This is a genomic window from Mucilaginibacter sp. A5337 (assembly GCF_059690695.1).
Genome location: NZ_JCAWEC010000005.1, coordinates 678,757 through 704,883 on the forward strand (window position 1 = coordinate 678,757; position 26,127 = coordinate 704,883).

Here is a 26,127-nt window from a genome sequence, read left to right on the forward strand (position 1 = left end):
AGCGGTATGAATAGCCCGTTAATAGTTATCTTTGCCGCTATGAACTATTTTGAATTTTATGGCATCCCTGAGTCTTTTAAAGTTAACCAGGCTTTGCTGAAGAAAAAGTTTTACGAGCTGAGCAAGCTTTATCATCCCGATTTTTATGCCAACGAGGATGAGACGAAACAACAGGAGATTTTAGAACTGTCGACCATAAACAACAAGGCTTATCTGGCACTTGGCGACCCCGCTAAGCGTTTAGAATACATTTTAAAACTGCATGACCTGGTATCTGAAGGCGCCAAACCACAATTACCTGCAGATTTTTTAATGGAAATGATGTATATTAATGAACGCCTGATGGAAGTGGAAGACGCCAACGAATTAGCAACCATAACTTCAGAAACACTTGCTATTGAGGGGGATATGAATGAAGAGCTGGCGAAGCTGACCAAAGACTACGAAGAATTGGACGACATTGCTAAAGAAAGCCGCCGGATAGAAATTGCAAATATTTACTATAAACAAAAATATTTGTTGCGAATTAAGGAGAGTTTATCTACATTTGCAGCCCGCTTGTAAGGGAACACACTTACAAAATGCCCAGATGGCGGAATTGGTAGACGCGCTGGTCTCAAACACCTGTGGGAAACCGTGCCGGTTCGACTCCGGCTCTGGGTACTATTTTAGGCAAGTTGTCAACTTTGTTGACAACTTTTTTTATTGACGAGTTTTGGTGATATTGGCCATCGATTGGATGGATATTTTGACATGCCCCAGTAATGCTATTCCGTATCCTGCAAACCGTTAGGCTGCGTTTATGATTAGTGACGTTACCTTTGCAAAATACCCCTGTATAGGCAATTCAACTCGCACCTGGCAAATTAAACGTTGCTAATCCAGCCGTCAACAACGAGATCAGAACCCGTCATGAAAGAGCTTTCATCAGATGCTATCGCTCTAATTCATTCAAATCGGACATGTGTTTTAAACGCCGGTTCGATTGATGAACAATTAGGGATTGCTAAAAGTGATCCAATTCGCTCAAAAACGCATTTGTTCCAGTAGTTTGTTCGAATTCCGCGCAGTCAAAAGAAGAAAAGGTAAATTTCAACTTAGGACCGCTTATACTTTGAAAGGAAAAACTGCGCCTTTCCATTCGTTGTAAATTCTCGGGGATAGGCATCGCCTGCAAGATTGTAACAGATAGTTAGATGGTTATCTTCTATTTTATAAATTGCTGAATAATGCCTGCCTCTATTTGCACCATCTGTTCCATAAATGTCAAGATTTTGCCCGTTCGCTTTGATTATTCCTTCATCGACCTTAGCGCCAATCACAGAATAAGTATTTTCCTTTAGACTCAATTGTTGTCCCTCAAATTTACTCAACGGAATTTCTTTTCCTTCAAATTCCTGGTAAATTGCAAGCCAGGTACCATTCAGAGTTGTTAGAGCTTTTGCCATACTAAAAAAAAGTTATACGCTTTAGATTATAAAAATCTTACATATAGAAGTAGCTTGCATCGCGGTGTTGCCCTAATTGAATTTCTGTAGCTATTGAATTCTGCTTAAATTGGTTAGTTGACACCGATGTGCTCTTGCAAGGATGTCGTTACTTCTTCTTCATGCTGCATTTAATATCAAAAAATCTATCGATTATCGTAAAGCATATGTAAACAATAGTATTAAGAATAATTACCATAAGTTTTATATTAAGGTCATGCGTTTGTTGCAGACAGCATCTTGGATCTAAATTAAGAGACTTTTTTAATAGCTTAACAATAAAGTAATATTATAAACCTTCTTTTGCGAGGGAGCAGCACACCACATCATTTCCAACATGCAGCCAGCACAATCATCATCCGACTTTGAATTGCAGCAATTACTTGCCTGCGGAGATGAGGTTGCTTATAATGAATTGTATGGCCGTTATGCCGTGCAGATAAACAGGTTTATGCAAAAATACCTGCATAGCGCGGTTTTAAGCGAGGATGCAACGCACGATGTTTTTATCAAAATATGGAATAAGCGTGAGCAGCTCAAAAATGTACAATCGTTTAAAGCCTATCTGTTTACCGCAGCCAGAAACCAGGCACTGGATAATTTAAAAGCCGCTTTTCGTACAGAAAGCGCTATCAGCCAGATTTCGGCTACTATTACCGAATACCGTAATACGGTAGAAGAGGAGCGTCTTACCAAAGAGTACTTGTTATTTATAGAAAATGTACTCGCCTCCTTGCCGCAGCGTTCGAGAGAGATTTTTGCACTTTGCCGGGAGCAAGGGAAAACTTATGATCAGGCTGCCAAAGAATTAGGCATTTCCCGTAATGCAATCAAAAATCATATGGTGCTTACCATGAAGGTGTTAAGTTCAAAAGTTGAAGCTGATCTTGGCATTTCTCTCAGTGTTTTGCTTGCCGTTGTTTTCAAACATTAATTTTTTTTGAAAAAATCATTTTTCTGCTACCCTGTTTTGAGCTTTTAAAGTCTTGGTATTAAAGCCACGATTAAATGGAAGAAGCGTACTACAGGCAACTGGTAAAAAGGTATCTCGAAAAGCAGATGAGCGATGACGAATTAGAAGTATTTGCGCATTTGCTTAATGTAGGAAAACTCGACGAATACCTGGCCGAAGCCCTGAGTAAGGATGCTCTTGCATTTGAAGCTTCATCTGAGGGTAGCGAAGATATTCCATCCATAACCAGGAAAAAAAGATACTGGCCAACCTTCGCCGCGGCGGCAAGTATTTTATTATGCCTTTCTGTTGGGCTTTATTTCTACCGGCAGTCTCCAAAACAAAATCTGGTAAATAACAATGTCGTTAAGAACGACTTCCTGCCGGGGAGCAACAAAGCGGTGCTCACGCTGGCAAATGGTTCAAAACTAAGTTTAACAGGCGGTAACAAAGGATTATTAGCCCATCAGGGTATAACAGCTATCAACAAAAAAGAAGAGGGCAAGGTTGAATATCGTCCCGGTACAGATAATCTGGCGGACGGTCAGGCTGCAGCTACTTTATACAATACAGTTAGTACCCCTAAAGGCGGTCAGTACCAGGTAGTATTGCCCGATGGCACCAGGGTATGGCTTAATACGGCATCATCAATCCACTTCCCTACAGCGTTTACCGGTAATGACAGGCAGGTAGAGATTAGCGGGGAGGTTTATTTTGAAGTAGCCAAAAACAAGAATAAACCATTTATCGTCAGCAGCGGAAATCAAAAGGTAACTGTGTTAGGTACCCATTTTGATATCAACGCCTACCAGGATGAAGGTACTGTGAAAACTACGTTGCTTGAAGGAAGTGTGAAAGTAACCAACGGAGATAACATGGTTTTACTTAAACCCGGGCAACAATCGCAGCTCAGCACCGAAAATAAACTGACCGTAAGCAATGACATCGATATGGGCGAAGTGGTTGCCTGGAAAAACGGTTTTTTTCAGTTTAATAAGGCTGATATTCAAACTATCATGAACCAGATTTCGCGCTGGTACGATGTGGAGGTCAGGTATGAAGGACAAGTACAGCCGGGGCATTATTATGGTAAAATTTCCAGGAATGTTAATGCCTCAAAGGTATTGAAGGTGCTGGAACTAAGTGGAATGCATTTTACAATTGAAGGGGGAAAGATTATAGTTAAATAGGAATATACCAAACAGAAAAATGTCCCGGCAAGGCCGGCGCTTTTAAAAGTTTGCCCATAAAAAAGCCGGAACGTGTTCGAGCACAATCCGGCAACGATTGGGGCAGGCTTATTCAAATAATTTGCCAACTAAATCAACAAGTAACCCTAACCATTACAAAGGTATGCAATTTTATACGCTTTGCCGCCGGTCTGTGTATTATCAGCCGGTACAAACAATGCCCGCAGGTGCAACACCTGTAAAGTACAATCCGGGTATGTCCCGGATACAATCAATGCTCATTCGCATGAAACTGATTACCCTGTTAATGCTTGCCGCCTGTTTGCAGATCAGCGCTGCCGGCTATAGTCAAAACATCAGCCTCTCTCAAAAGCAGGTTAGCCTGGAGAGCGTTTTTAAAAACATTGAAAAACAAACCAATTACAATTTCTTTTACAAGCTTGAACTGCTTAGTACCCTCAGCAAAGTCAGCATCGATGTAAAAAATGTTCCGGTAACCGATGTGCTTGATATGGTTTTAAAGAAACAGCCTGTAACCTATAAAATAGTAGATAATATCATTGTTATCAATGCCCTAAATTCAGGTACGGCTCAAAACCTTAAACCGATAACTGTAACCGGTACGGTGAAAGACGGTAAAGGTGCAGTGTTGCCCGGCGTTACCATAACGGTTAAAGATGGCAAATCATCGGCGGTTACTGATGGAAATGGCTACTTTAAGATTGTAGTTGAAGAACAAGCCATTTTACAAATTACCTCTGTTGGTTATAAAAAACAGGAAATACCTGTTAACGGCCGTACAGTGCTGGCTATCACGCTTGATGACGATGTTAGTCAATTAAATCAGGTGGTAGTTATTGGCTACGGCAAGCAATCGCGCGAAAAAATTACCGACGCGATAACCACCGTAAAAGGAGGCGAGTTAAACAGGTACTCTGGTGCCAGCTTTGCCCAGCAGCTTGCCGGTAAGGCCGCAGGGGTAGTGATCAATGATGCTTCGGCCCAACCCGGAACCGATCCGCAGATCGTGATCAGGGGCATCGGTACATTAACAGCGGGCCGGTCACCACTTATTGTTGTAGATGGGTTTCCGTTGTCAGAAGGCAGCAGCTTCAACTCTATCAATCCGCAGGATATAGAAACACTGGATATATTGAAAGATCCGGCTTCGGCTGCAATCTATGGTTCAAGGGCTGCAAATGGCGTTATCCTCATCACCACCAAAAAAGGCAGCGGCGATAAGGTGAAGGTTTCGCTGGATATATATTCAGGTTTCCAGGAAAGACATGATAACATGAAATACGTTGATGCCTACCAGGCGGCCACTTATTTTACAGAAGCCCGCGACTGGGGTTATGTATCAAAAGACCCGAATAACAGGAGTATTAATGATGACCGCGCCACCAGGGTTGCAAAGGGGGCATCGTTAAGGGAACTACGTTTAAATTACCTGCAACCTTACCTTGACGGCAAGCAGGGGCTTACCAACACCAACTGGCTCGACGAGGTATTTCGCAGGGCGCCAATGAGCAGTTATAATTTGTCAGTTTCCGGATCATCGGGCAAAACCAATTATTATACGTCATCCAATTACTTTAAGCAGGATGGTATTGTGATTAATAACGGCCTGGAGCGATATAGCGGTACCATCAAGGTTGAATCCAAAATCTCCAAAATGTTTACGTACGGTGTTTCGATAAACCCATCGTTTAACAAGGAAAAATACTTTAATAATAACGCTAATAACTCCAATGATGTTGTGAGTGATGTTACCATTAGCTATCCTTTTTTTCCGGCTTATAATGCCGATGGTTCGGTAGCTATAAGTCAGCAGATAAAAGGCAATACACCTGAAGACGGCGCATTGGGCGAAAACCCCGTTGCATTGGCTACCAAGATTAAAAATAACCTGAAGGATACCCGCCTGTTTGGAAACACTTACCTGATTTTTGAACCGTTAGCCGGGCTTAAATTTAAAACAGTACTGGGTACAGATATCAGGAGCAATTTTTATGATTATTACAGGCCATCAGATGTAGGCGGATACCGTGCAGCAGCGCCGCAACCGGCTTCGGCTATTGAAACTAACGGGCATACCTACAATTACATTACCGAAAACACGGTTGATTATTCCAAAAGCATCGGTCGCCATGATTTTGATATTTTGGCGGGTTACACTTTCCAATCCGAAAACGGTGCGAATACTGCTGTAACCGGCTCAGGAATCCCCGATGACAATATTACCAATATTGCGGGTGCCAGCGCGTTTAGCGTAGTGTCATCACGCTACCAGTGGACCCAGGTCTCATACCTGGCCCGTTTACAATACGCGTATGCCGATAAGTATTTGTTATCCGCAACCATCAGAAGGGATGGTTCATCACGCTTTGGTGATAACAATAAATGGGGTAACTTCCCGTCGGTAACTGCAGGTTATATTCTGAGTAAAGAATCTTTTTTTCCTGAAAACAAAGTACTGACCTTCGCCAAGATCCGCGCAAGCCGGGGATCGGCAGGTAACAACCAGATTGGATCATACAGTTCAAAAGCACTGATCGGTTCGGCATCTGCCAATGGCGGAGTTAATGAATATAACTACAATTATGTTTTCGGCAGTACGCTGAGCCCCGGTTTCGCTGCTACAACTACGGCTAACAACAACCTTACCTGGGAAACTAAAAACTCAACCGACATTGGTATCGATCTGGCTTTTTTCCAAAAGTTCAATCTCGTGGCCGATTATTATAAAAGCACCACTAAAAATCTGTTGCTGAATGTGCCTATTCCTGAGCAATCGGGTTTTACCAACTCCATCCAGAATATCGGCAAAGTGGCCAACCATGGTTTCGAGTTTGAGCTGTCGGGCAATAACCTTAACGCCGGGCCATTCAAAATAGGTTTTAACGCCAACCTGGCTACTAACGTGAATAAGGTACTGGCCTTAGCCCCGGGGCAAACTCAAATCATACAGGGGCCGGCAAGTAATTTTATTACCAAAGTAGGTGGCCCGGTTGCGGCTATGTATGGCTATAACGTTATTGGTATCTATAAAACACAGGATGAGATCAACAACAGCCCGCACCTGGCAGGTACCTTAACAGGTGATTATAAAGTAGCGGATACCAACCATGATGGCGTAATTGACAGCCGCGACCAGGTATCTTACGGAACATACAGCCCTAAATTTACCTATGGCTTCGGCGCCAATATTGCATACAAGCGTTTTGAACTTAACGTTGCTTTTAACGGGGTTTATGGCCGTAAAATATATGACAACGGTTTAGCCACCCTCGATGATTCGGGCGAAGGTTTTTCTATGCCGAGCGTTTATTATTTTGAAAACAGGTATCACCCTGTCGATAATCCAAACGGAACCTACGCGCAGCCCAATCTTGGTAATTTATCATCGGCCAGGAGACTTACCCGTGCGGCCAGCATCTTTTACTACAAAGGCGATTATCTGCGGTTAAGGAACGCGCAACTGGCCTACAATCTGCCGGAGGCTTTAACCTCAAAAGTTAAGATCAGCCATATCCGTTTATACTGCTCGGCCAATAACCTGTTTACCTGGACAAAGTTCAGGGGCTACAATCCTGATGCTACCAGCGGCAATGTGCTTACGGATGGCTTGTCGAATGCAAACTACCCGGTTGCCCGGTCATTCATTTTTGGCGCTAATGTTACATTTTAATTGTTACAGACATGAAAATTAAATACATCATCATAGCGGCAGTGCTGACGGTAACTGCCTCATCATGTAAAAAGGAGCTTTATCAAAATCCAGTTACCTCTAAAGACCTCGGCAAATTCATGACCAACCAGGCCGAAACCGAAGAGTATGTAACCGCCGTTTACGGAACATTGCAGTCAACCGGCCTTTACGGATTGTATCTGCCTGCATTTGCCGAGATTCCTTCCGATAATACTTATGACCAGGTACCATCTAATGATAGTGGTAATTACGGCCAGCTTGATCAGTTTACAACCATACCATCAAACGATATTATAGAAACCACCTGGCGCGATGCATACCAGGGGATCCAGAAAGCCAACGTGGTATTAAACCGGATAGATAAGATCACCTATACGGATCCGGCGGTGAAACAGGCCCGCAAAGGCGAAATGTTATTCATCAGGGCATTGTTGTATTTTAATATAGTGCGGTTGTACGGCGATGTGCCATTGGTAACCACCGAAACTACCGACCCTAACCAGTACTTTGGTTTAGGCCGTCAGCCTGCAGCCAAAGTGTATGATCAGATCAAGGCCGATTTAACAGCCGCTATTCCTTTACTGCCGGAAGTGCCCGGCCAACCTGGAAGGGTGATTAAAACCGCTGCAGAAAGCTTGCTGGGTAAGGTTTACCTGACACTGAAGGATTATGCTAATGCCGAAACACAATTGCTGGCAGTTGTTAATTCGGGTAAACACGCGTTGCTCACCCGCCCGCAGGATGTGTTTGCAGTAAGTAATGAAAACAATAAGGAGATCATTTTTGCCGTGCAATTCACATCGGGTCTAAATGGCAATTCGGAGGGAAGTATCATGTTTCAGCAATTTAGCCCATCTGCTACGGTTACCGGTGCCAAAGGTCATAACCTGCCTACTTTAAGCCTGTACAATTTGTACGCTGCCGGCGATCTCCGGAAAGGCGTGTATGTTACCCTGGCCCCAACCGGCGCTCCATTTGATAATAAGCTTACCGCACCAACCACGATCATCACCGATGGTCCGAGCGATTTTGTGGTTTTACGCTACGCGGATGTGGTACTGATGATGGCCGAAGTAGAAAACGAGTTAGGGAACACCGCCCAGGCGGCAACTTACCTGAACAGCATTCGCACTCGTGCCGGTTTGTTAAATACGACGGCTACTAACCAGGCCGATCTTCGCGATGCCATTGCACTGGAACGCAGGCTGGAACTGATAGGAGAGGGGCATCGCTGGTTCGATCTGCTTCGTACCGGAACGGCTGTCACCGTGATGAACAAATGGTTTAAGGACAATAACATCCTAATCACTATCGATCAGCATAACCTGCTGATGCCGGTTCCTCAATCACAGGTCAATACCGATCCGGCTATCAAACAAAATTCCGGATATTAAATTAACAGCGGGTTATCTTAACGGGTAACCCGCTTTATAAAAAGCTATATGAAGAAATTGGTTTTAGTACTTCTTGCTGTGCTTTTTATGATGAGAGGCTATGCACAGGAAAAAAACGTAAATGAGCATTTGCCCGCCTGGCAGGAAGGACAAATGGATATCCACTTCATCAATACCGGCAGGGGAAATTCAAGTTTCCTGATTTTTCCGGATGGTACAACCATGCTCATTGATGCGGGGGACATGAATGCCCATGAATTTGAAAGCACAAATTCTCCCTTGAAAGTTCCACCCGCGTTACCGGATAGCTCATTAAGGCCGGGACAATGGATTGCCGCCTATATCAAACAGGTGAGGCCAGAAGGGAGAAAGGCTGCTATCGATTACGCGTTGATCACGCATTTTCATGGAGATCATTATGGCAATATCGAAAAGGGCAGTCCAAAAGCGGCTAATGGAGCTTACCAGTTATCAGGCTTGACCGATGTAGGCGATATTATCCCGATTAAAAATATGTTGGACAGGGGCCATACCTATCCGGTTGATCTTTTAACTTATTATCGCGATAACGCTACCTTTAATAACTACCTGGCCTTTGTAAAGTATCAATCAGTCAATAACGGGATGAGGTATGCGGCATTAAAGGCAGGCAGCGCAAGCCAGGTTATATTGTTGGCCCATCCGGAGTTGTATCCAGGCTTTGAAGTACGCAACATCAAATCAAACGCCATGATCTGGTCGGGCAAAGCAGAAGAAACAAACACCTGCTTTACAACAGGGCAGCTACAGGAAAATGGCAAGTTTAATGAAAACCCGCTCAGTAACGCTATTAAAATAAGTTACGGCCCTTTTACCTATTATGCAGGGGGGGACAATACCGGGTATGAAGGCAGTAACTATCCTGGCCGGAGAGATGTTGAAACGCCTATGGCAAAAGTAATTGGCCGGGTAGACGCCCTCACGTTAAACCATCATGGTAACCGCGATGCCACAAACGACGCGTTTTTAAAAGCGCTTGCCCCAAAAGTTGCTGTTGAACAAAGCTGGTGTTCAGATCAGCCGGGGCAGGAGGTTGCGTTTAGGTTGATGGAAAAAACAATTATAGGAGATAGAACGGATGTATTTGATACTTATATGCAGCCAGAAACCAAAAGCTACCTGGGTTTTTGGATTGCCAAAGGATTTAAAAGCTTTGAAGGGCATGTGCTCATTCGCGTTTTAAAAGGAGGGGAATCATATTCTGTTTTTATCATGGATGATAAAAGCCCTTTAATTAAAGTGAAACAGGTATTTGGTCCTTATTTAACACATCAAAAAATATAACATGTATTTAAAAAGTATGAAAGCCGTTGCAACTATTGTTTCGGCAATATTAATGTATAGCACAAACAGCTATGCGCAAGCTACCAGGGTTGATAGTTTGGTGAAACAATTGCATCAGCCGCTTGATAAGCATATTATGGTGGCGGCTCACCGTGGCGATTGGCGTGATGCCCCGGAAAATTCCTTGTTGGCATTTAAATATGCCATAAGCATGGGCGTAGATGTTATCGAACTGGATTTGAACAAAACAAAGGATGGAGTTGTAGTGGTCATGCACGATCCAACTATCGACCGTACAACCGATGGAAAAGGAAGCCCGGGCGATTACACTTTAGCCGAGTTGAAAAAATTCCACCTGAAAAATGGCCTGAATAGGGTTACCATTAATACTATACCAACGCTTCAGGAGGTTATGGAATTAATTAAAGGCAAAATTTTAGTAAACCTTGATAAAAGTTACCCTTACTACAACGAAGCTTACCAGGTTTTAAAAGCTACGGGCACTTTAAACCAGGCTATTTTTAAAACAACGGAAGCGTATGAAACGGTGAGGAAGCAATATCCTGCAATTATTGATAGTATAACGTTTATGGCCGTAATTGATTTGGATAAACCCGGCGCAAAACAATCCATCGAAAACTACCAGCATCATATCAAACCGGTAGCTTTTGAACTGAATTTTGGCAGAGATACTTCAGCTATCCTTAAAAATAATCAGTTCATCAACCATAATGGCTCCCGCATCTGGATCAATTCGTTGTGGGCGAGCCTTAATGCCGGTCATGATGATGATACTGCGGTCGACCTCGGAAATACCAAAGACAGTTGGGATTGGATCATCGCGCATGGGGCCACCATCATTCAAACTGACAGACCGAAAGAGCTGTTATCCTATCTCCGCAAAAAAGGGTTGCATTTGTAATACAAAACTTTTATAACCTGTCGCAGGTATAAAATGTTGCCGGAGAAAACTGCTGATAGGACATTTGGAAAAGTACAAACAAAATTACGTCAAACCGCCGCTAAATATGGTTTTCATAAACCAGGTACCGTTTGAATGGACCACACTGAATGGCCTGGATCGTACTATTATTAAATGATTTTCCTCTAATGTGGTTAAAGAAGAGTCCAAGGGCACCATGATCAGCTTCCCGAAAACAAACGATATGCAGGCCACGCGTGACCATACCAGTGGCAAGATCCTCGACGAAGAGGGTAAAACACAGGTTAGAGTGGAATATGACAAGCCGCAAAATACGACGGCCTTTTTTGTTCAACGCTTCCCGGATAAACCGAATCAAACTATTGGAAGAATATTTAACGGAAAATATACCCGCAAATGACCTTTCATTAGTAGAAAAAGCCACTACACTGATCGCTGAAAGTAAAGCGTTCAGTGTCTGTGAAGGACAGGCGGCATTTTATGATAAGTAAAAGATGAGATCCTTTTGCCAGAGAAAGGAAAATTTGAAAATAAGGAGACTTATTATCATGCCGCAGTAGATCAACTGATGCACCGGACGAGACATCAAAGCCGCCTGAAGCGCCCAATGGGTGGATCCTTTGTTTCAACAATCAGGGCTTCCAGCGTATCCAATTGCTTAGCCACAAGTCGAAATCTTGTAGTAGTATCTGTAACTGCACCGAATGGTGTGGTGCCAGCGTTCCATCAAGGGCCTTGATCAGGCCATCTTTTTAAAGTTTATACGGCAAGCGACCAACTGCTCTTTGTAATTCACTCCGACGGCCAGCAATCGTATCATAGTTATGCCGACTTACTGCCTATAGCAGAGTGTAATTTAATATTGTGTTTTCCAGTTGATTTTTTCAGAGAACAATACATGCTAATATTCAGAACAACTGAAATTTAACCAATTATTAATACTGTAAGAATATATCTGCTTTAAATTGGTGAATATATTTTACAGTAGTATGCAACCAATTTTTAAACTTTATAATCAAAGTTGCCATAACCTGATCTTTTTCATGGTTATATTGCTTTTACAAAGTTCCTGTAAAAAAAATGCCACAAATCCTAACTACCCAATCGGAAGCAACGAAAATATAAATACCTGGATACTTGATAGCTTAAAGCGCTATTATTACTGGAGCGATAATCTGCCGGCAAAACCCGCTCTTGATCTTAAGCCGCTTGATTTTTTTTCGGCTGTACGGAATTCCAGCGATCGCTTTTCCTATATTTTGCTACCTGGTGATCTCTCTACTATTACTCCTACAACCCGGAGCCAGTACGGCTTTGATTACACCACCATTAAAGAAAAAAATACAGGCCTGGTTATCGGAATAGTTAAGTTGGTCCTGAACGACTCGCCCGCCTCCAGATCCGGCCTGAAACGTGGTGATTATATTAGCAGAATTAATGGCAAACCATTAACTCAGGAAAATGCCGCAATCCTGCAACAGGAAATACTCTCGGGTAGCCAGGTTATAATTACGCTGACAGAAGTAAGCGGGAATGAATTAAAAGATACCCGCTTGGTCGAGTTAACAAGTGGTTTTACCTTTGAACAACCCGCCGTTAGCAGAATTATTGAGAAAGGCGGCGTCAAAACCGCATACCTGTATGTGTACGATTTTAGTCCCGGGTTGGCCGCTTCACTTTATGACACCTTTACAGGTTTTAAAAATGCGGGCGTATCTGAACTTATTCTCGATCTTCGCTATAATTCTGGTGGGCAGGTTGCCGAAGCCGCGGGGCTTTGCACCATGATTGCATCCGGCATAAATTATAACACCCCTTTTATTATCTACAAAGGGAATAAAAATGGGGGAACACGCACGGAATCTTTAGGAGATGCGGCGTCCTTTGACCGTACTTTAAATTTCACCGCACTTTTACAAGCCAATCTGAACTTAAAAAGAGTATTTATATTAGGGACCAGCACTACGGCTTCTGCTGCTGAAGTGATGATCAATAATTTAAAACCTTACCTGCAGGTTGTACTGATCGGTGAAACAACGCGTGGTAAAAACGAAGCGTCATTTAAGATAGCTGACTTGAGAACGCCTAAACAGGTTAATTGGGAAATGCACCCTATTATCTATAAGCTTTTTAACGCGGCAGGAAGCGGCGATTACAGCGGCGGCATCAGTCCGGATATTACTGTCTCTGAATTGGCGAACCTTCCGCTGCAGCCTTTAGGCGCTGATAGAGATCCTCTGATTGCTGCGGCTATTTTTAGCATTTCGGGTAAGAAAGTAATAAAAACTTCTGAACAAAAGGAATCAGATAGGTTAAGTTTTGCTGATGGGCTTGTGTTGGCTGATTCGCGGGCAATGGCCGCTTCTTCAAGTATTGTAATTACACATCGGTAAGCTGATAGATTTTTCCATAGTTAACATTAACTTTAAATTAACAGATTAACTTGCGGTGTTTAACCTCCTGCCGTATGAAACATTTGGAAATCTTATCTGCCAAAGAACTCTTGTGCCTTATCCAGGCTGGGAATAAAGACGCTTTTGGTGAGCTTTATAAATTATACAGGAGAAAAGTATACAATTTTGCTTACCGCTTTGTGCGTAGTTCAGAAGAGGCCAACGAATTAACACAGGATGTATTTGTGCGCTTGTGGGAAAATAGAATGAAAATCGATCCTGATAAAAATTTTGAAGCATACCTTTTCAGCATGGTACGCAGTAATTTTTTAGATGCCCTAAAAAAACAAACCAGGATGTCGGTTTATCGAAAAGCAAATACCGACGAGCCTGCTTTTAACTCCACGGAAAGTTATATGGACTTTACAGAATTTAGCCAGATTGCGAAAAATGCAATTGAAACACTTTCCCCGCAAGTTAAAATAGCTTATTTATTAAGCAGGGAAGATGGCCATTCGCACGAAGATATCTCCAGGCAAATGGGGCTTTCAAAAAATACAGTCAGTAATCATATAAAAAAATCGCTGAACCATATCCGTACCCATATCCGTTATATGTCTCCTGATACCGTTATTCCGTTCGTACTATTATTACTGGCATCTTTTTCTGAATTGGGATAATCTCCTCTCGCCATCACTTCCTAAACGTATTGTTCGTATCATTTATATGAACGGTTGCCATTATTACTCCAGGTAAGTTCATTTAATATTAATTGATCAGCATCAATATATTTTATCGGTAAATGCTTAATATGAATAAAAAAATAAAATTGCTGATTATCAATGATTTGATAGGGTATCAAAAAAATATCTCCTAATCCTATAGCCATTACACCCTTCCCGATCTTATATACATATATAAGTTGAAAAAATATCTGCGTCATAAACGTGAAGCATAACGAGGAAATAAGAAGATTATTTAAAAATTATCTGGAAGGCAAAACGAATGCCAGCCAGGATGAAATTTTGTTTTACTATTTAAACAAGAACAAGAACGCGGAGCGGGAATTGGCTGATTTGATACAAGATGCGTGGGAGCAGGAATCTTCAATAAGGGACGATTCTTCCGACGCCGATAAAGAACTGGAGCAGCTTTGGGCAAAAATTGAACATAAAAAGGTAAAAAACATTCAAGGTTTCCGGTTGCTTAAATACGCGGCTTCGTTAGTTGCGATATGTTCAGCGGTTTTTATATACCAGGTTAGCCGCAAAATGCAAGCTGAAACCACAAAACCATTAGCGCTTATCACCAAAACAACTGCGCGCGGTGAAAAGATCATGATGATACTGCCGGATAGTTCTGTTGTTTACCTGGGTAGCTTAAGCAGGATTTCATGGCCCGAGCGTTTTGAAAAAGGAAAAATTAGAAATGTTTCACTTGAGGGCGAAGCCTTTTTTGAGGTGAAACATGATGCCACCCGCCCATTTATTATCCGATCAGGAAAAATGGAAACCCAGGTATTAGGGACTTCATTTACCGTTTACGCCTATCCGGAAGATCAAATATTTACCGTAGCTGTACGCACAGGTAAGGTAGGTGTAACCGAAAAAAATCAGGGAACAAGTAAGTTACTTTCTTTCCTAACACCGGGAATGAAAATAGCTTATGATAATAATAATGGAAAGTTCAGTGTAAATACGGACCACGATAACAACGCCGACAGCTGGACAAATAATCGTTTTGTATTTCACGATGAAAATTTAGGAGCCATGCTGCTTAAGCTTGAACGCTACTACAACGTATACTTTGATTTAAAGAGCCCTAAGTTGAAAGCGTGCCGGTTTAACGCCACATTTTCTGACATAAGCATCAGCGAAGTTATGAAACAGTTGAAGATCATGAGCGGTGGTCATATCAAATATAAAATCAATGACGATAAAACAAAAATAGTCTTATGGGGGGAGACTTGTGAATGAAAAGTTAATCACGGCTAAGCCCCATATCAAAACCTTACAAAAACAGCATTATCGATCATAAAGAAACCGCCCTGCGCCAACAGAACGGTTTCAAAAAATAGTTTTTAACTCGTGAAAATTAAAAATCGTAGTAAACTTATGAATATAAGCTTTTACAAAAAAGTAAATACACATTTTTTCAAATTTAGTTATCGAACAGTTCAGTACATTTTATTATTAGTTTGCCTTGTTTGCGGCCATTCATTCGGATCGGTGTTAAAGCAAGAAGGCCAGGGTACCATCAGTTTGAAATTAGTATCAGTAAGTATTCCTGATGCCCTTTCTATATTGGAACGTAAGGCCGGGTGCGTAATCAACTATAACAAATCTATTTTCAATGAAAGTAACCGTATCAATATTGATGTAAAAGAGGCAACCTTAAGCCAGGTATTAAAGCAAATACTTGCCGGAGCCCGAGTAACGTTCAAATTTGCAGATGAGCATACGGTGCTCTTATATAAATTGCCCGCAATTGTGAAGCCCGGCAAAATCAGCGGCAAAGTGTTCGATGAAAAAGGTGAAACACTCCCCGGCGCCTCTGTTAGAATAATTGAAACCGGACATGGTACCCAAACCAGTATTGACGGCGGATATATACTAAGCTTAACTCCAGGAGTTTACACATTGGAAGTTTCTTATATATCATATCAAACGTTGCGCATCAGCGGAGTAAGCGTAGCTGAAGATAAAAACACTCCCTTAAATATTACATTAAAACCGGCTGGCGCAGCCTTAAAAGAGGTTGTTGTTACTGCAAGTTATCAAAAGGCATCCGTTGAAGGATTACTAACAAAGCAAAGAAATGCTTCGCAGATCACCAATGGCATCAGCGCCGAACAACTTGCCCGCACACCCGATAAAAACATAGGCGAAAGCCTGAAAAGGATTAGCGGTGTAAGTACTGTTGACAATAAGTTTGTACTGGTAAGGGGTATTGGTGAACGTTATAATACAGCCGTGATGGATGGAACCATATTGCCAAGTACAGAAGCTCAAAGCCGTAACTTTTCGTTCGATGTAATCCCGGCAGGTTTGGTTGATAACGTGGTAGTTAGCAAAACGGTAACACCCGATATGAATGCCAGTTTCGGCGGCGGCCTGATCCAGGTGAATACAAAGGATATCCCGGCCGAAAATTTCATGAGCTTTACCGCCGGGGCTTCCTATAATGACCAAAGTACAGGTAAAGATTTTCTAAGCCACAAGCGCGGGAAATATGACTATTGGGGTTTTGATGACGGACGGAGAGATTTTCCTGCGGGCCTGGTTCATACCAACCGAAATACGGCCCCTAACGCCACGCTTACTGACGCGGAGTATCAAAAAAAGGTAGTTGATCAAAGTAAAAGATTTATCAATGACAACTTTACCATGTATAAATATAAAACGGCCCCTTCGCAAAATTACCAGTTCTCTATAGGCCGTTTATTAGCGTTGGATACTACCAGAAACAATAAGTTTGGTTTTACAGGCGCGATAAGTTATCGTAACACACAAAATATTAATGTTATTGATGATCAGTCAAGGGGAGGCTGGTATATTCAGCGGCCTGATTTAAATACCGGTTCGGCCTATGTATTTAACACCACCTTAGGGGCATTACTGAATATGGGTTTGCAATTGGGTAATAACCGGTTTGGCCTGCGCAATATCTATACCCATGTGTATGATAATACATTAACAAGAATTGCCGGATACGAGCCCGATAACGGGGCGGGTGATATAGCTGCAGGCAGGCCGCCGAGGCGGATTTTAGAGGCCGATGACCCCACTTATACCTCTTTGCTGCAAAATAAATTAAACGGACAGCATCAGGTGGCAAAATTAAAAATAGAATGGGACGTAGCCAGAACTTCGGTAAACAGACAGGAAAAGGATGCGGGGGTTGCCAGCAGCGGACCTGTTTTGGTAGGTGACAGCTATCAGTACTTTTATAACGGCAGCAAACTCACGGAGCCCAGAATATCGCAGACCTCCCGCCAGCATGCTGCTAATAAAGAAAGCCATTATTCATGGAATCTCTCGGGCACAATGCCTTTCACATTTGCGGGTATCCGCAGCAGCATAAAAGCCGGCTATTTCGGTACTCATAAAAAAGCGGAATTTGACTGGCAGATCGCGGCCCTGGCAACAACAGAAAAGTATGCCGATAGTTCAGGATACAAACCCGTTGGGCAATTGATCAGTCCTGAAAATATTGCTTATGATAAATATGTATATGCTATTGATCCTTCATTTGTTGATAATTACAAAGGCAAAAGCCAAACACACGCGGCCTATGTGATGCTGGATAACCGGCTATTTGATAAACTCAGGTTGGTATGGGGCTTAAGGGGAGAATATTATAAATATACCGAGATCAAACCAGGTGCGATCATTAAGGGCGGCGGAGATAATATATTCACGGTAAAACCTGATAAAAAATGGCAATGGCTTCCATCGGTTAATTTAACTTATAGCCCTATATCTTCGCTAAACATCCGGGGCGCTGTTTCCAGCAGCGTGGTACGGCCCGAACTGATGGATAATAATCCCTTTTTGAGATACAGCCCAACGCTTGATGCTTTATATGGTAACAAAGGCTTGTACAGCACCAGAATCAACAGTTATGATCTTAAAGCAGAATTATTTCCGGGCCTGGGTGAGATTATTTCGGCAGGCGGCTTTTATAAACGGTTTGATAGCCCCGTAGAATTAAACGCCATTATGGTGAATGGTAACCCTAATTATTATCTTCAAAACGCCGATTGGGCAAAAGTATACGGCCTGGAATTTGAATTACGAAAAAACCTTAGTTTTATAGCTGACAAGGAGCTTTTCAAAAATATAACAGCCTACGGTAACCTTACCTTTCAGAAATCAACTGTTCAAAATACCTATACCGTAGACCCCGGAGGCGGTAAACCTTATATACAGGTTCCTACCCAACAAAAGCGATCCCTGTACGGGCAATCACCTCATTTGTATAATATTGGCCTTCAGTACCTCGGCAATCATCTTGGCTTTAACGCCACTTATAATAAATCGGGACGTAAAACTTACATTGTTAGCGACGATCCTACTTTCATTGAGTACGAAAGGCCAAGGGAGCAACTGGATATTCAGATCAGCTATCGTTTCCTGAAAAATAAGATGGAAGCCAAGTTCAACATGGCTAATCTTACCAACAATATATTTAATGTTTATCGCAATACGGCCAGTTATGAGGTTATCTCAGGAGATAACGGTGGAGATAAAAGTAAAGCATATCGTTTAAAAAACGGATCTAGTAATAATTATGAGAACGGCGACCAGGTTATGTTTCAACAGCGTTTTGGACGAACCTTCAGTACCTCGCTTACTTACAATTTTTAACAGAATGAATACATCATGCATGTAGATATATAATGGTTTAACAAAAGAAAGGAGTAGAAACAGAATCCTGCTGTGCTATAAAAGTAAAACGAAGGGTGCTCGACAACCCTTCGTTTAAAAACCGAATTAGCTTGCTTGCTACCGGCACAACCAGGACAAGCCTGAAAGTATTATTAAGTTCCCGAAAGGATGCCTGTTTTAAGCCTGGGGCCTATAACAGAAGATCAATACAGGTGAATTTTGTTCAATCCTGTAAAGATAATAAAAAAAGCAGTCCTGAAAAGCACTTCTCTTTTCAATCTTGAAAAAGGTGAGACCTTGTTATTCAGAAATGCACAAATTCCAGAATAGACCAAATATTGGGGGTAAAAAAACAAAACACCTCTCTGAAAAACAAAAAAAATAAAAATGAAAAAACTATCATTAGCTGCCATGTGCCTTGCAGCAGGTATTTTAGTAACATCTTGTAAAAAAGAAGCCGGTAATGGCGCTTCATTTGATAACCGTAGCACTTCGGCTACTGATTATCCAGCTTCTGTTACATCTTTGCCTGTAACTACAGTAAGTGGCGATATCACCACCAACACTACCTGGGACGCTGCCCACGTTTGGGAAATCAGCGGAGTGGTTACCGTTAAAAACGGAGCTACGCTTACTATCAACGCCGGTACTTACATCAAATCAACTGTAAATACCCCAAATGTTCAAAATGGTGTATTGGTAATTTCTAAAGGTGCTAAAATCAATGCAGTAGGTACTTCTTCTAATCCTATTGTATTTACCAGCCGTTACCTGTTAGATGGTAACAACAGCACTGTTGGAAAACCTGGTGATTTTGGCGGTGTTATCCTTTTAGGTAATGCCCGAATTAATGCACCTGGTGGTGATAAATTAATTGAAGGCCTGGCCGATGATCCTAAATTTCACTACGGTAGCAATACTGATGCAAATAATGCCCAAAGCAGCGGCACTATGCAGTTCGTCCGTATCGAGTTTGCTGGCTATGTATTGGCTCCAAATGTTGAAGTGAACTCTTTAACGCTTGGCGGCGTTGGCAGCGGTACTGTTATTGATCACGTACAGGCTTCCTATGGTCTTGACGACGGATTTGAGTTTTTTGGCGGTAAAGTAAGCCCTAAATACCTGATTTCGTTTGCAAACGATGATGATCAGTTTGATTTTGATAACGGCTATACCGGGTCAATTCAATTTGCCATCGCGGTAGCAGATGCTTACTCAACACATAGCAGCAGCAGCGGTTCAAGCGATTCAAACGGTATCGAGTCTGATAACAATGCACCTGCTGAAGATGCGACTTTCAGCTTATTGCCTAAAACTCACCCAACATTATCAAATTTCAGCGTTGTAGGAACATCGGCTGCAACTTTATCTCCGGCAATTACTTCTCCCGGATTTAAATATGGTTTCCGTAACCGTCGTGGTACTGAAGTTGCTATCAGCAACTCATTATTTACCGGTTACCCTTCAGGTATCGTATTTGATGCTGATGCAAACGCAACACTATCAACATTAACTAATGTTTCTGTTCATGGTTTTACTGCGGCAACTTCAGTGCTGGGTACTTCAGGTACATTTAGCTCAACAGGTTTAATTACTTCAACAGCTGCCGCTGCTCCTACCTGGGGTATGAGCCAACCGTTCTACAACTCGGGCGCGGTTAATTTCGCTACAGGCTTAGGTGTAACAAGAGGTGCTGTAACTTCAGCCTCTTCTTCTGCCTGGGCTATTTCTTCATGGACTAAATTTACTTTCTAAATCGAAAGTTTAGGTTTTAATTATAAACCAGGGCATCAAATGATGTCCTGGTTTATTCATTGAGATATAATTACCGTTTTTATAATTACGTGATATGATTAAATTTAAATACATCATTTTTCTTCTACCCCTCTTTTTATTGGCTTGCAAAAAGGAGCAGCTATTAAACAAACAACAAACAAACCCTGTGAGCTTTAACGTGCAGGGTGCAGTACTCACAACAGATACCCTCGAGTTGATATTTAACAATAAAGTGCTGGGTGAATTCCCCGATAACAAACTAAAGTTTTCGGGGGCTTTTTTTAATCCCGGAGATAAATTATGGTTGCGTAAAAAAGAAGATGGTAAAACGCTAAAAGAATTTGATGTCGCCGCTACGCCGTTTAATCAGGTCAAGAAGTTTTTTTACGATGGCACTACCTTATCTGACAATATAACACTTACACCGGTTAGCAACCCTGATAATGTTGGTTTCCGATTTAGGTTCAGTACTTTGTTCAAAGATTTTTACGGAGGGCCGGTTGATCTTGAGTTTTTGGACGTAGACGATAATACATTTGAAATTGTTCCTTTTATGAAGGTGAAAAATGTTACCGGAACTTTTGGCGATTTTGTAGAATTCTCCCCTTTAAAACCAGATCACTCTTATTACTTACTTGTCTACAAAGCCGGTACAGAAGAGTTACCTTATACCAGTTTGGAAAACGTAACCGAAGAAGCGCAATCGAACCCCTATCATAGATTCATGACTTCATCTGAGTTTACAAAAGGATCTAGCAAATTAATAACCATTTCTCCTAATATTGTTGATGGCGATAAAATAGGTCAGGGTTACACACAATCCGATCTTTCATCGGTTTTTAAATAGATGATTAGCAGGTGAGATTTGGCATTTCAGAAAAGATATGGTGAATTTTCCAAAGTTATTCAACTTTCTCTCAAAGCCAATCCGACAAATCACACTATTATTGTGCAAAATAAATGAGATGCAGGAATAATGAAGAAAGGATAAAATTTCCATGAATATGTCACTGATCTGAGCTGAAATTGTGATACCGGCTAACGATATTACATACATTGATGGCATCCCGGAGAGATCTTACCGGGATGTTTTAGTTTTTAACGAGATTTCTTAGTGAGCTGCTTGCTACCGAAAAACGAAACCGATCGTTGCAATTTATACAATTTAAGTTCTGCGTTGTGTCTAAAAGTGGTTCGAATCCTTGCAGGAAAAGCCAATGAATATTCCACCTTAACATCATTCAACCGATAGCACGTTTTCCAAATGTGAAATGATATTTTGTATATTTTGGCAAAATAATTCGTGGTGTTTTATGTCGAAGATTGTCTTCACTATTATAGGTTGGGCGGGCGTTGTGCTATGTACCCTTGGCTATCTTTTATTGAGCACAAAAGTGCTCAGAGCCGAATCATGGCAATTTCAGATGCTCAATATTCTTGGCGGCCTTTGCCTGGCGGCAACAGCCGTTAATTCGCAGGATCTTCCTAACGCAGCGGCAAATCTGCTATGGATGTTTATCGGTATGTATGCTTTAGGCCGGCAGTTACGCAACGGTTAATTGAGGGATCGCTAAAAACTCATAAGCTTTTTGCTTGTAATAGTTCAATCTTTGGCTATAGGCTGCCATGTCATTCTCCAGCGAAAGATAGAAATAAGCACCATCAACTAATACAAAAATAAAGTCAGCGGCTGTTTGCGGGGCCTTAATTGTGGTTAGCCCTTTTTCATTGCACTGTTCAATAATCGCGGCCAAGCCTTGACGCAATGAATCGAGAATGACCTTGTATTTCGATTTGATCTTTTCCTCGCGGAAAGCCAGGGCATAAAAAGTGTAGAAAAGCCCGTCGTCAAAAAGCAGGTTCCATTCTTTCGAAAATAACATTTCAACCGTACGTTGCAGGTTTTCTATCGTTGCCTGTTCCTTATCTTTAACGGTATATATAGATAAATAACTTTCAAGGATATGATCGATGAGCGCGTAGGTAAGGTCTTCCTTGGTTTGGAAATAATGTAGTATTAGGCTAGGATTAATATCCATCTCCTTGGCAATTTTAGCTATCGATGTGTTTTCGTAGCCCTCCTTTTTGGCCACTTCATAAAACATTTCTATTATTTCCTGTTGTCTTGTTTCCTTAAGACTTTTACGGCCCATTGTGTTTGTAGCGATTTTGTTGCAATACTACTAAAAAGAAATCTGTATAATCAAAATATTAATAAATTGATTGACTGTTCAATCAATTTATTAATCCGCACTTAACCTCGTATTAATATCGGATAGGCAATTTAGCGGGCGGTTAAATCACCCCGCTAATTAAGAATTAACTATCAAGCAAATGAAAAAAAAGCTACTTTGGATCTTCCTGCTCCTGCTTATCTCGGCCGGTGGCTTTGCACAGGGAATTACCGTAACCGGTATCGTATCTGATGCAAAAACAAAAGAAACACTGCCCGGTGTAAACATTAATGTAAAGGGCACAAACGTACGTATCGCAACAAACAAAAACGGCGCGTATACGCTTAGTGATTTGAAACCAGACGCCGTGCTGGTTTTTTCATTTATGGGATATAAGCCCGTAGAAACCCCAGTGAACGGGCAAACAAAGATCGACGTTTCCCTGTCGGACGATTTTGCCAATCTGAACGAAGTTGTTGTGGTTGGTTTCGGTACCAAGAAAAAGATCAACATTGCCGGTGCTGTCGATCAGATTTCCGGGAAACAACTGGAATCGAGGCCGCTGGCTAACGTGATACAGGGTTTGCAAGGTTTGAGCCCAGGCTTAAATATTACCTATCCGGGTGGCGCGCCAGGGACAGTACCTACCATCAATATCAGGGGGTATACGTCAATAAATGGTGGTTCGCCTTTAATCGTTATCGACGGTATCCCGGCAACCAGTAATGATGACCTGCTGAGATTAACGCCATCTGATATTACCTCCTTCACCGTTTTGCGCGATGCAGCATCGGCAGCCATTTATGGTGCCAGGGCTGCGTTTGGTGTAATATTAGTAACTACCAAGCAAGGTGTTGCTGGCCATAATACCATCAGCTATAATACTTATACCTCATGGGCTAAGCCAACGCTGTTGCCTAAACCGGTAACCGACCCTTACATTTTTTCGAGGGTACTGGAAACCTCTACCGATAATACCCCATGGGATTACGTAAATTACTCGGACGAGTATTACCGCTGGGCTAAGGAAAGATCGGATAACCCATCAATTGCCGATACCCGCATTAACCCTGCCGACCCAACCAAATGGGAATACATGGGTAGCAACGATTGGTACAAATACTTTTTTAATAATGCCAGCTTATCAAAAAGTCACACCCTAACATTTTCGGGCGGCGCTACGGTAAACAACAAACCGCTTACTTATTACCTCTCTGCCGATTATACTAAAGATAACGGCTTAAATAAATTAACCGATGATTACTGGAGCCGTTACGGTTTGCGTTCGAAAGTGGGCTTTTCGCCAATATCATGGCTTAAAATTGATAATAACCTTAGTGTGTATCAAACCAAACGCGCGCTGCCAAATTCAAGCATTACCGATCTGTATTATCTGATGCCTACCGATGTGGCTACCAACCCTGATGGCACCTGGGCAAATACATCGGCCGGCAGGTTGGCTGCCAAGCTTAGCGATGGTGGTAAAAGTCTGCAAGACATGTTCGGTTTTCAAAATATCACTAGCGCTACCGCCTTATTTTTAAACGGCGATTTGCAAGTAAATGCCGACGCATCATTTAAACGCGAGTTGTGGAAAACACATGCCGATACAAAAAAATATAAAATCGGCTACGGTCCTAACGATGTTCGTGAAGAAGGCGGCACCGGTTCGGTAAGCGAAGCCAACGGCTATTTATATAATAACGCTTTCAACATTTACTCAACCTACAAAAAAACATTAGGCGATCATTTTTTCAGCGCCATGGTGGGTTTTAACAGCGAAGATTACAGCTACTCGACAGTTAACGCCGGCCGGGATGTGCTGATCTCGTCTTCACTACCATATTTATCACTTACCAACGGTACGGCTACGGCAAGCGGCGGCTATTCGGCCTATGCAACTAACAGCGTGTTTTCAAGGTTGAATTATACTTTTAAAAACAGGTATATCCTCGAAGCTACCGGCCGTTACGATGGTTCATCTCGCTTCCCGGTTACCAAAAGGTGGGGCTTTTTCCCGTCGGTGTCAGGAGCCTGGATAGTAAGTAACGAGAATTTCTTCAAACCGCTGGCACCTGCCGTATCAACATTTAAATTGCGTTCATCATACGGTGCCCTGGGCAACCAGAACGTAGGCGACTTTGGTTATATCCAATCCTTAGCTACCGGAACTTCCGGTTACCTGATTGGTGGTGCCGGGCAAAACCAGATCATTACCGGCGCGCCGGGCCTGAACGTTGACCCGCAAACTTATACTTGGGAGAGGGTATCTACCCGTAACTTTGGTACCGACATCGGTTTGTTGAACGATAAGCTGTCCCTTACATTTGATTATTTCATCCGCGATACCAAGGGGATGTTAACAGCAGGGCAGGAGCTTCCGGGGGTATTGGGCACAGGCGTACCGCGCCAAAACGCAGCCGACCTACGTACCAAAGGCTGGGAGTTATCGCTATCGTACCGCGACAGGTTTGAGCTTGGTTCGAGGCCATTTAACTTTGATGCCAAAATAACACTTGCCGATTCGAGATCAAAGATCACCAAATTTAAAAACGACCAGGGTTTGTTTTCCAGCTACCGTGTAGGTCAGGATATCGGCGAGATCTGGGGACTTGAAAATGACGGTCTGTTCCGCAGTAAAGATGAGATCGCCAAACTTGATGAATCGGCAATTATTCCATGGGGCGCTTTATCTATTGTTGAGGGCTGGCCTAAATACAAAGACCTTGATGGAAACGGAAAGATTGAAACCGGCCTGAGCGCTAAAAATCCTAAAGATTTAAAAGTTATTGGTAACAGTACAGATCGTTACACCGTAGGGGCTAACATCAATATGGACTGGCGTGGCATCGACCTGGCTATATTTTTGCAAGGTGTTTTGAAAAGGGATTTCTATCCACATCATTACCTGTTCTGGGGCCCATATCAGCAACCTTACGCCAACGTATATCCATGGAACCTGAACTATTACCGCGGTACGGCCGATTCGCCGGAGCAAAGGGCTAAACACTCGGCTTCTTATATAGCTGCCGGTTTGGCCGATGCCAATACCAATTCAGAGTACCCTGTATTACAATCATGGCTGGCCGATGCCAACTATGGCAGCGGTTTGGATATCCCGCAAACCAAATACCTGCTTAATGGTGCTTATCTGCGCATCAAAAATGTATCTGTAGGTTACACTATCCCAGCTAAATGGACTAAAAAAATCGGTATCAGCCGCCTGCGTCTTTACGCTACCGGCGAGAACCTGTATGAGTTTTCGGCCATTAAAAAATATATCGATCCGGAAGCTGTTAACCAAGGTCCGAGCGCCTGGGCGTATCCATACCAACGCAGGTATGCCCTGGGTTTAAACCTGGATTTTTAACAACCTGATGTTTCATTACATTT

General features: G+C 42.3%; 20 protein-coding genes and 1 tRNA gene. 19 read left to right on the plus strand and 2 right to left on the minus strand.

Annotation, left to right across the window (positions count from 1 at the left end; genetic code table 11):
• Positions 1-39: 39 nt before the first annotated feature.
• From hscB to AC59JO_RS20055, 3 genes are all read left to right on the plus strand, one after another.
• Positions 40-564, plus strand: a complete 525-nt coding sequence (gene hscB / locus AC59JO_RS20045; RefSeq protein ID WP_497307455.1) for a Fe-S protein assembly co-chaperone HscB — start codon at positions 40-42, stop codon at positions 562-564.
• Positions 565-583: 19 nt separating this feature from the next.
• Positions 584-663, plus strand: a tRNA-Leu gene (locus AC59JO_RS20050).
• 249 nt (positions 664-912) lie between these two features.
• A complete protein-coding gene (locus AC59JO_RS20055) occupies positions 913-1,050 on the plus strand; it encodes a hypothetical protein (RefSeq protein WP_497307457.1) in 138 nt (45 codons plus the stop codon).
• A 47-nt stretch (positions 1,051-1,097) separates the two neighbouring features.
• On the opposite strand, the gene AC59JO_RS20060 is transcribed toward AC59JO_RS20055, so the two are convergent.
• Positions 1,098-1,448 (minus strand): TIGR03067 domain-containing protein, encoded by a 351-nt coding sequence (locus AC59JO_RS20060; RefSeq protein WP_497307459.1) that lies wholly within the window; start codon positions 1,446-1,448, stop codon positions 1,098-1,100.
• Between the two features lie 376 nt (positions 1,449-1,824).
• On the opposite strand from AC59JO_RS20060, the gene AC59JO_RS20065 reads away from it, so the two are divergent.
• The 15 genes from AC59JO_RS20065 to AC59JO_RS20135 all read left to right on the plus strand — a co-directional run bounded on the left by AC59JO_RS20065 (position 1,825) and on the right by AC59JO_RS20135 (position 22,119).
• On the plus strand, positions 1,825-2,421 hold the full coding sequence (locus AC59JO_RS20065; protein ID WP_497307461.1) for an RNA polymerase sigma factor: 597 nt from the start codon (positions 1,825-1,827) through the stop codon (positions 2,419-2,421).
• Positions 2,422-2,495: 74 nt separating this feature from the next.
• Positions 2,496-3,629 carry a FecR family protein gene (locus AC59JO_RS20070; RefSeq protein WP_497307463.1) on the plus strand — a complete coding sequence of 378 codons (1,134 nt, stop codon included), beginning with the start codon at positions 2,496-2,498 and terminating at the stop codon, positions 3,627-3,629.
• Between the two features lie 163 nt (positions 3,630-3,792).
• Positions 3,793-7,320, plus strand: coding sequence for a TonB-dependent receptor (locus AC59JO_RS20075; RefSeq protein WP_497307465.1), 3,528 nt, complete (start codon positions 3,793-3,795; stop codon positions 7,318-7,320).
• A gap of 11 nt (positions 7,321-7,331) precedes the next feature.
• Entirely contained in the window at positions 7,332-8,735 is a 1,404-nt protein-coding gene (locus AC59JO_RS20080; protein ID WP_497307467.1) for a RagB/SusD family nutrient uptake outer membrane protein, read from the plus strand.
• Between the two features lie 48 nt (positions 8,736-8,783).
• The gene (locus AC59JO_RS20085) at positions 8,784-10,058 is read left to right on the plus strand and encodes a ComEC/Rec2 family competence protein (protein WP_497307469.1); all 1,275 of its coding nucleotides are present in this window, start codon (positions 8,784-8,786) and stop codon (positions 10,056-10,058) included.
• A 16-nt stretch (positions 10,059-10,074) separates the two neighbouring features.
• Positions 10,075-10,980: a glycerophosphodiester phosphodiesterase family protein gene (locus tag AC59JO_RS20090; RefSeq protein WP_497307471.1), complete on the plus strand. Its 906-nt coding sequence runs from the start codon at positions 10,075-10,077 to the stop codon at positions 10,978-10,980.
• Positions 10,981-11,170: 190 nt separating this feature from the next.
• Positions 11,171-11,401: a hypothetical protein gene (locus AC59JO_RS20095; protein WP_497307473.1), complete on the plus strand. Its 231-nt coding sequence runs from the start codon at positions 11,171-11,173 to the stop codon at positions 11,399-11,401.
• 99 nt (positions 11,402-11,500) lie between these two features.
• Complete coding sequence (locus tag AC59JO_RS20100) at positions 11,501-11,740, plus strand: zincin-like metallopeptidase domain-containing protein (protein ID WP_497307560.1); 240 nt, start codon at positions 11,501-11,503, stop codon at positions 11,738-11,740.
• A gap of 250 nt (positions 11,741-11,990) precedes the next feature.
• On the plus strand, positions 11,991-13,394 hold the full coding sequence (locus tag AC59JO_RS20105) for a S41 family peptidase (protein WP_497307475.1): 1,404 nt from the start codon (positions 11,991-11,993) through the stop codon (positions 13,392-13,394).
• 74 nt (positions 13,395-13,468) lie between these two features.
• Positions 13,469-14,074, plus strand: coding sequence for an RNA polymerase sigma-70 factor (locus tag AC59JO_RS20110; protein WP_497307477.1), 606 nt, complete (start codon positions 13,469-13,471; stop codon positions 14,072-14,074).
• A 267-nt stretch (positions 14,075-14,341) separates the two neighbouring features.
• A complete protein-coding gene (locus AC59JO_RS20115) occupies positions 14,342-15,370 on the plus strand; it encodes a FecR family protein (RefSeq protein WP_497307478.1) in 1,029 nt (342 codons plus the stop codon).
• 252 nt (positions 15,371-15,622) lie between these two features.
• Positions 15,623-18,763, plus strand: coding sequence for a TonB-dependent receptor domain-containing protein (locus AC59JO_RS20120; RefSeq protein ID WP_497307480.1), 3,141 nt, complete (start codon positions 15,623-15,625; stop codon positions 18,761-18,763).
• 408 nt (positions 18,764-19,171) lie between these two features.
• Positions 19,172-20,539, plus strand: a complete 1,368-nt coding sequence (locus tag AC59JO_RS20125; protein ID WP_497307482.1) for a beta-helix domain-containing protein — start codon at positions 19,172-19,174, stop codon at positions 20,537-20,539.
• A 94-nt stretch (positions 20,540-20,633) separates the two neighbouring features.
• Positions 20,634-21,407, plus strand: a complete 774-nt coding sequence (locus AC59JO_RS20130) for a hypothetical protein (protein ID WP_497307484.1) — start codon at positions 20,634-20,636, stop codon at positions 21,405-21,407.
• Positions 21,408-21,873: 466 nt separating this feature from the next.
• Positions 21,874-22,119, plus strand: a complete 246-nt coding sequence (locus tag AC59JO_RS20135; protein WP_497307486.1) for a CBU_0592 family membrane protein — start codon at positions 21,874-21,876, stop codon at positions 22,117-22,119.
• Here AC59JO_RS20135 and AC59JO_RS20140 read toward each other — a convergent pair.
• A complete protein-coding gene (locus AC59JO_RS20140) occupies positions 22,105-22,713 on the minus strand; it encodes a TetR family transcriptional regulator (protein WP_497307488.1) in 609 nt (202 codons plus the stop codon). The genes AC59JO_RS20135 and AC59JO_RS20140 overlap by 15 nt on opposite strands.
• A 181-nt stretch (positions 22,714-22,894) precedes the next feature.
• On the opposite strand from AC59JO_RS20140, the gene AC59JO_RS20145 reads away from it, so the two are divergent.
• Complete coding sequence (locus AC59JO_RS20145; protein WP_497307490.1) at positions 22,895-26,104, plus strand: SusC/RagA family TonB-linked outer membrane protein; 3,210 nt, start codon at positions 22,895-22,897, stop codon at positions 26,102-26,104.
• Positions 26,105-26,127: the final 23 nt, after the last annotated feature.

Coding starts and splice junctions, on each gene's coding strand:
- AC59JO_RS20140 (WP_497307488.1), bottom strand. CDS start 22,713: ATGGGCCGTAAAAGTCTTAAGGAAACAAGACAACAGGAAATAATAGAA.
- AC59JO_RS20130 (WP_497307484.1), top strand. CDS start 20,634: ATGATTAAATTTAAATACATCATTTTTCTTCTACCCCTCTTTTTATTG.
- AC59JO_RS20085 (WP_497307469.1), top strand. CDS start 8,784: ATGAAGAAATTGGTTTTAGTACTTCTTGCTGTGCTTTTTATGATGAGA.
- AC59JO_RS20055 (WP_497307457.1), top strand. CDS start 913: ATGAAAGAGCTTTCATCAGATGCTATCGCTCTAATTCATTCAAATCGG.
- AC59JO_RS20090 (WP_497307471.1), top strand. CDS start 10,075: ATGAAAGCCGTTGCAACTATTGTTTCGGCAATATTAATGTATAGCACA.
- AC59JO_RS20070 (WP_497307463.1), top strand. CDS start 2,496: ATGGAAGAAGCGTACTACAGGCAACTGGTAAAAAGGTATCTCGAAAAG.
- AC59JO_RS20060 (WP_497307459.1), bottom strand. CDS start 1,448: ATGGCAAAAGCTCTAACAACTCTGAATGGTACCTGGCTTGCAATTTAC.
- AC59JO_RS20145 (WP_497307490.1), top strand. CDS start 22,895: ATGAAAAAAAAGCTACTTTGGATCTTCCTGCTCCTGCTTATCTCGGCC.
- AC59JO_RS20135 (WP_497307486.1), top strand. CDS start 21,874: ATGTCGAAGATTGTCTTCACTATTATAGGTTGGGCGGGCGTTGTGCTA.
- AC59JO_RS20080 (WP_497307467.1), top strand. CDS start 7,332: ATGAAAATTAAATACATCATCATAGCGGCAGTGCTGACGGTAACTGCC.
- AC59JO_RS20110 (WP_497307477.1), top strand. CDS start 13,469: ATGAAACATTTGGAAATCTTATCTGCCAAAGAACTCTTGTGCCTTATC.
- AC59JO_RS20125 (WP_497307482.1), top strand. CDS start 19,172: ATGAAAAAACTATCATTAGCTGCCATGTGCCTTGCAGCAGGTATTTTA.
- hscB (WP_497307455.1), top strand. CDS start 40: ATGAACTATTTTGAATTTTATGGCATCCCTGAGTCTTTTAAAGTTAAC.
- AC59JO_RS20075 (WP_497307465.1), top strand. CDS start 3,793: ATGCAATTTTATACGCTTTGCCGCCGGTCTGTGTATTATCAGCCGGTA.
- AC59JO_RS20065 (WP_497307461.1), top strand. CDS start 1,825: ATGCAGCCAGCACAATCATCATCCGACTTTGAATTGCAGCAATTACTT.
- AC59JO_RS20105 (WP_497307475.1), top strand. CDS start 11,991: ATGCAACCAATTTTTAAACTTTATAATCAAAGTTGCCATAACCTGATC.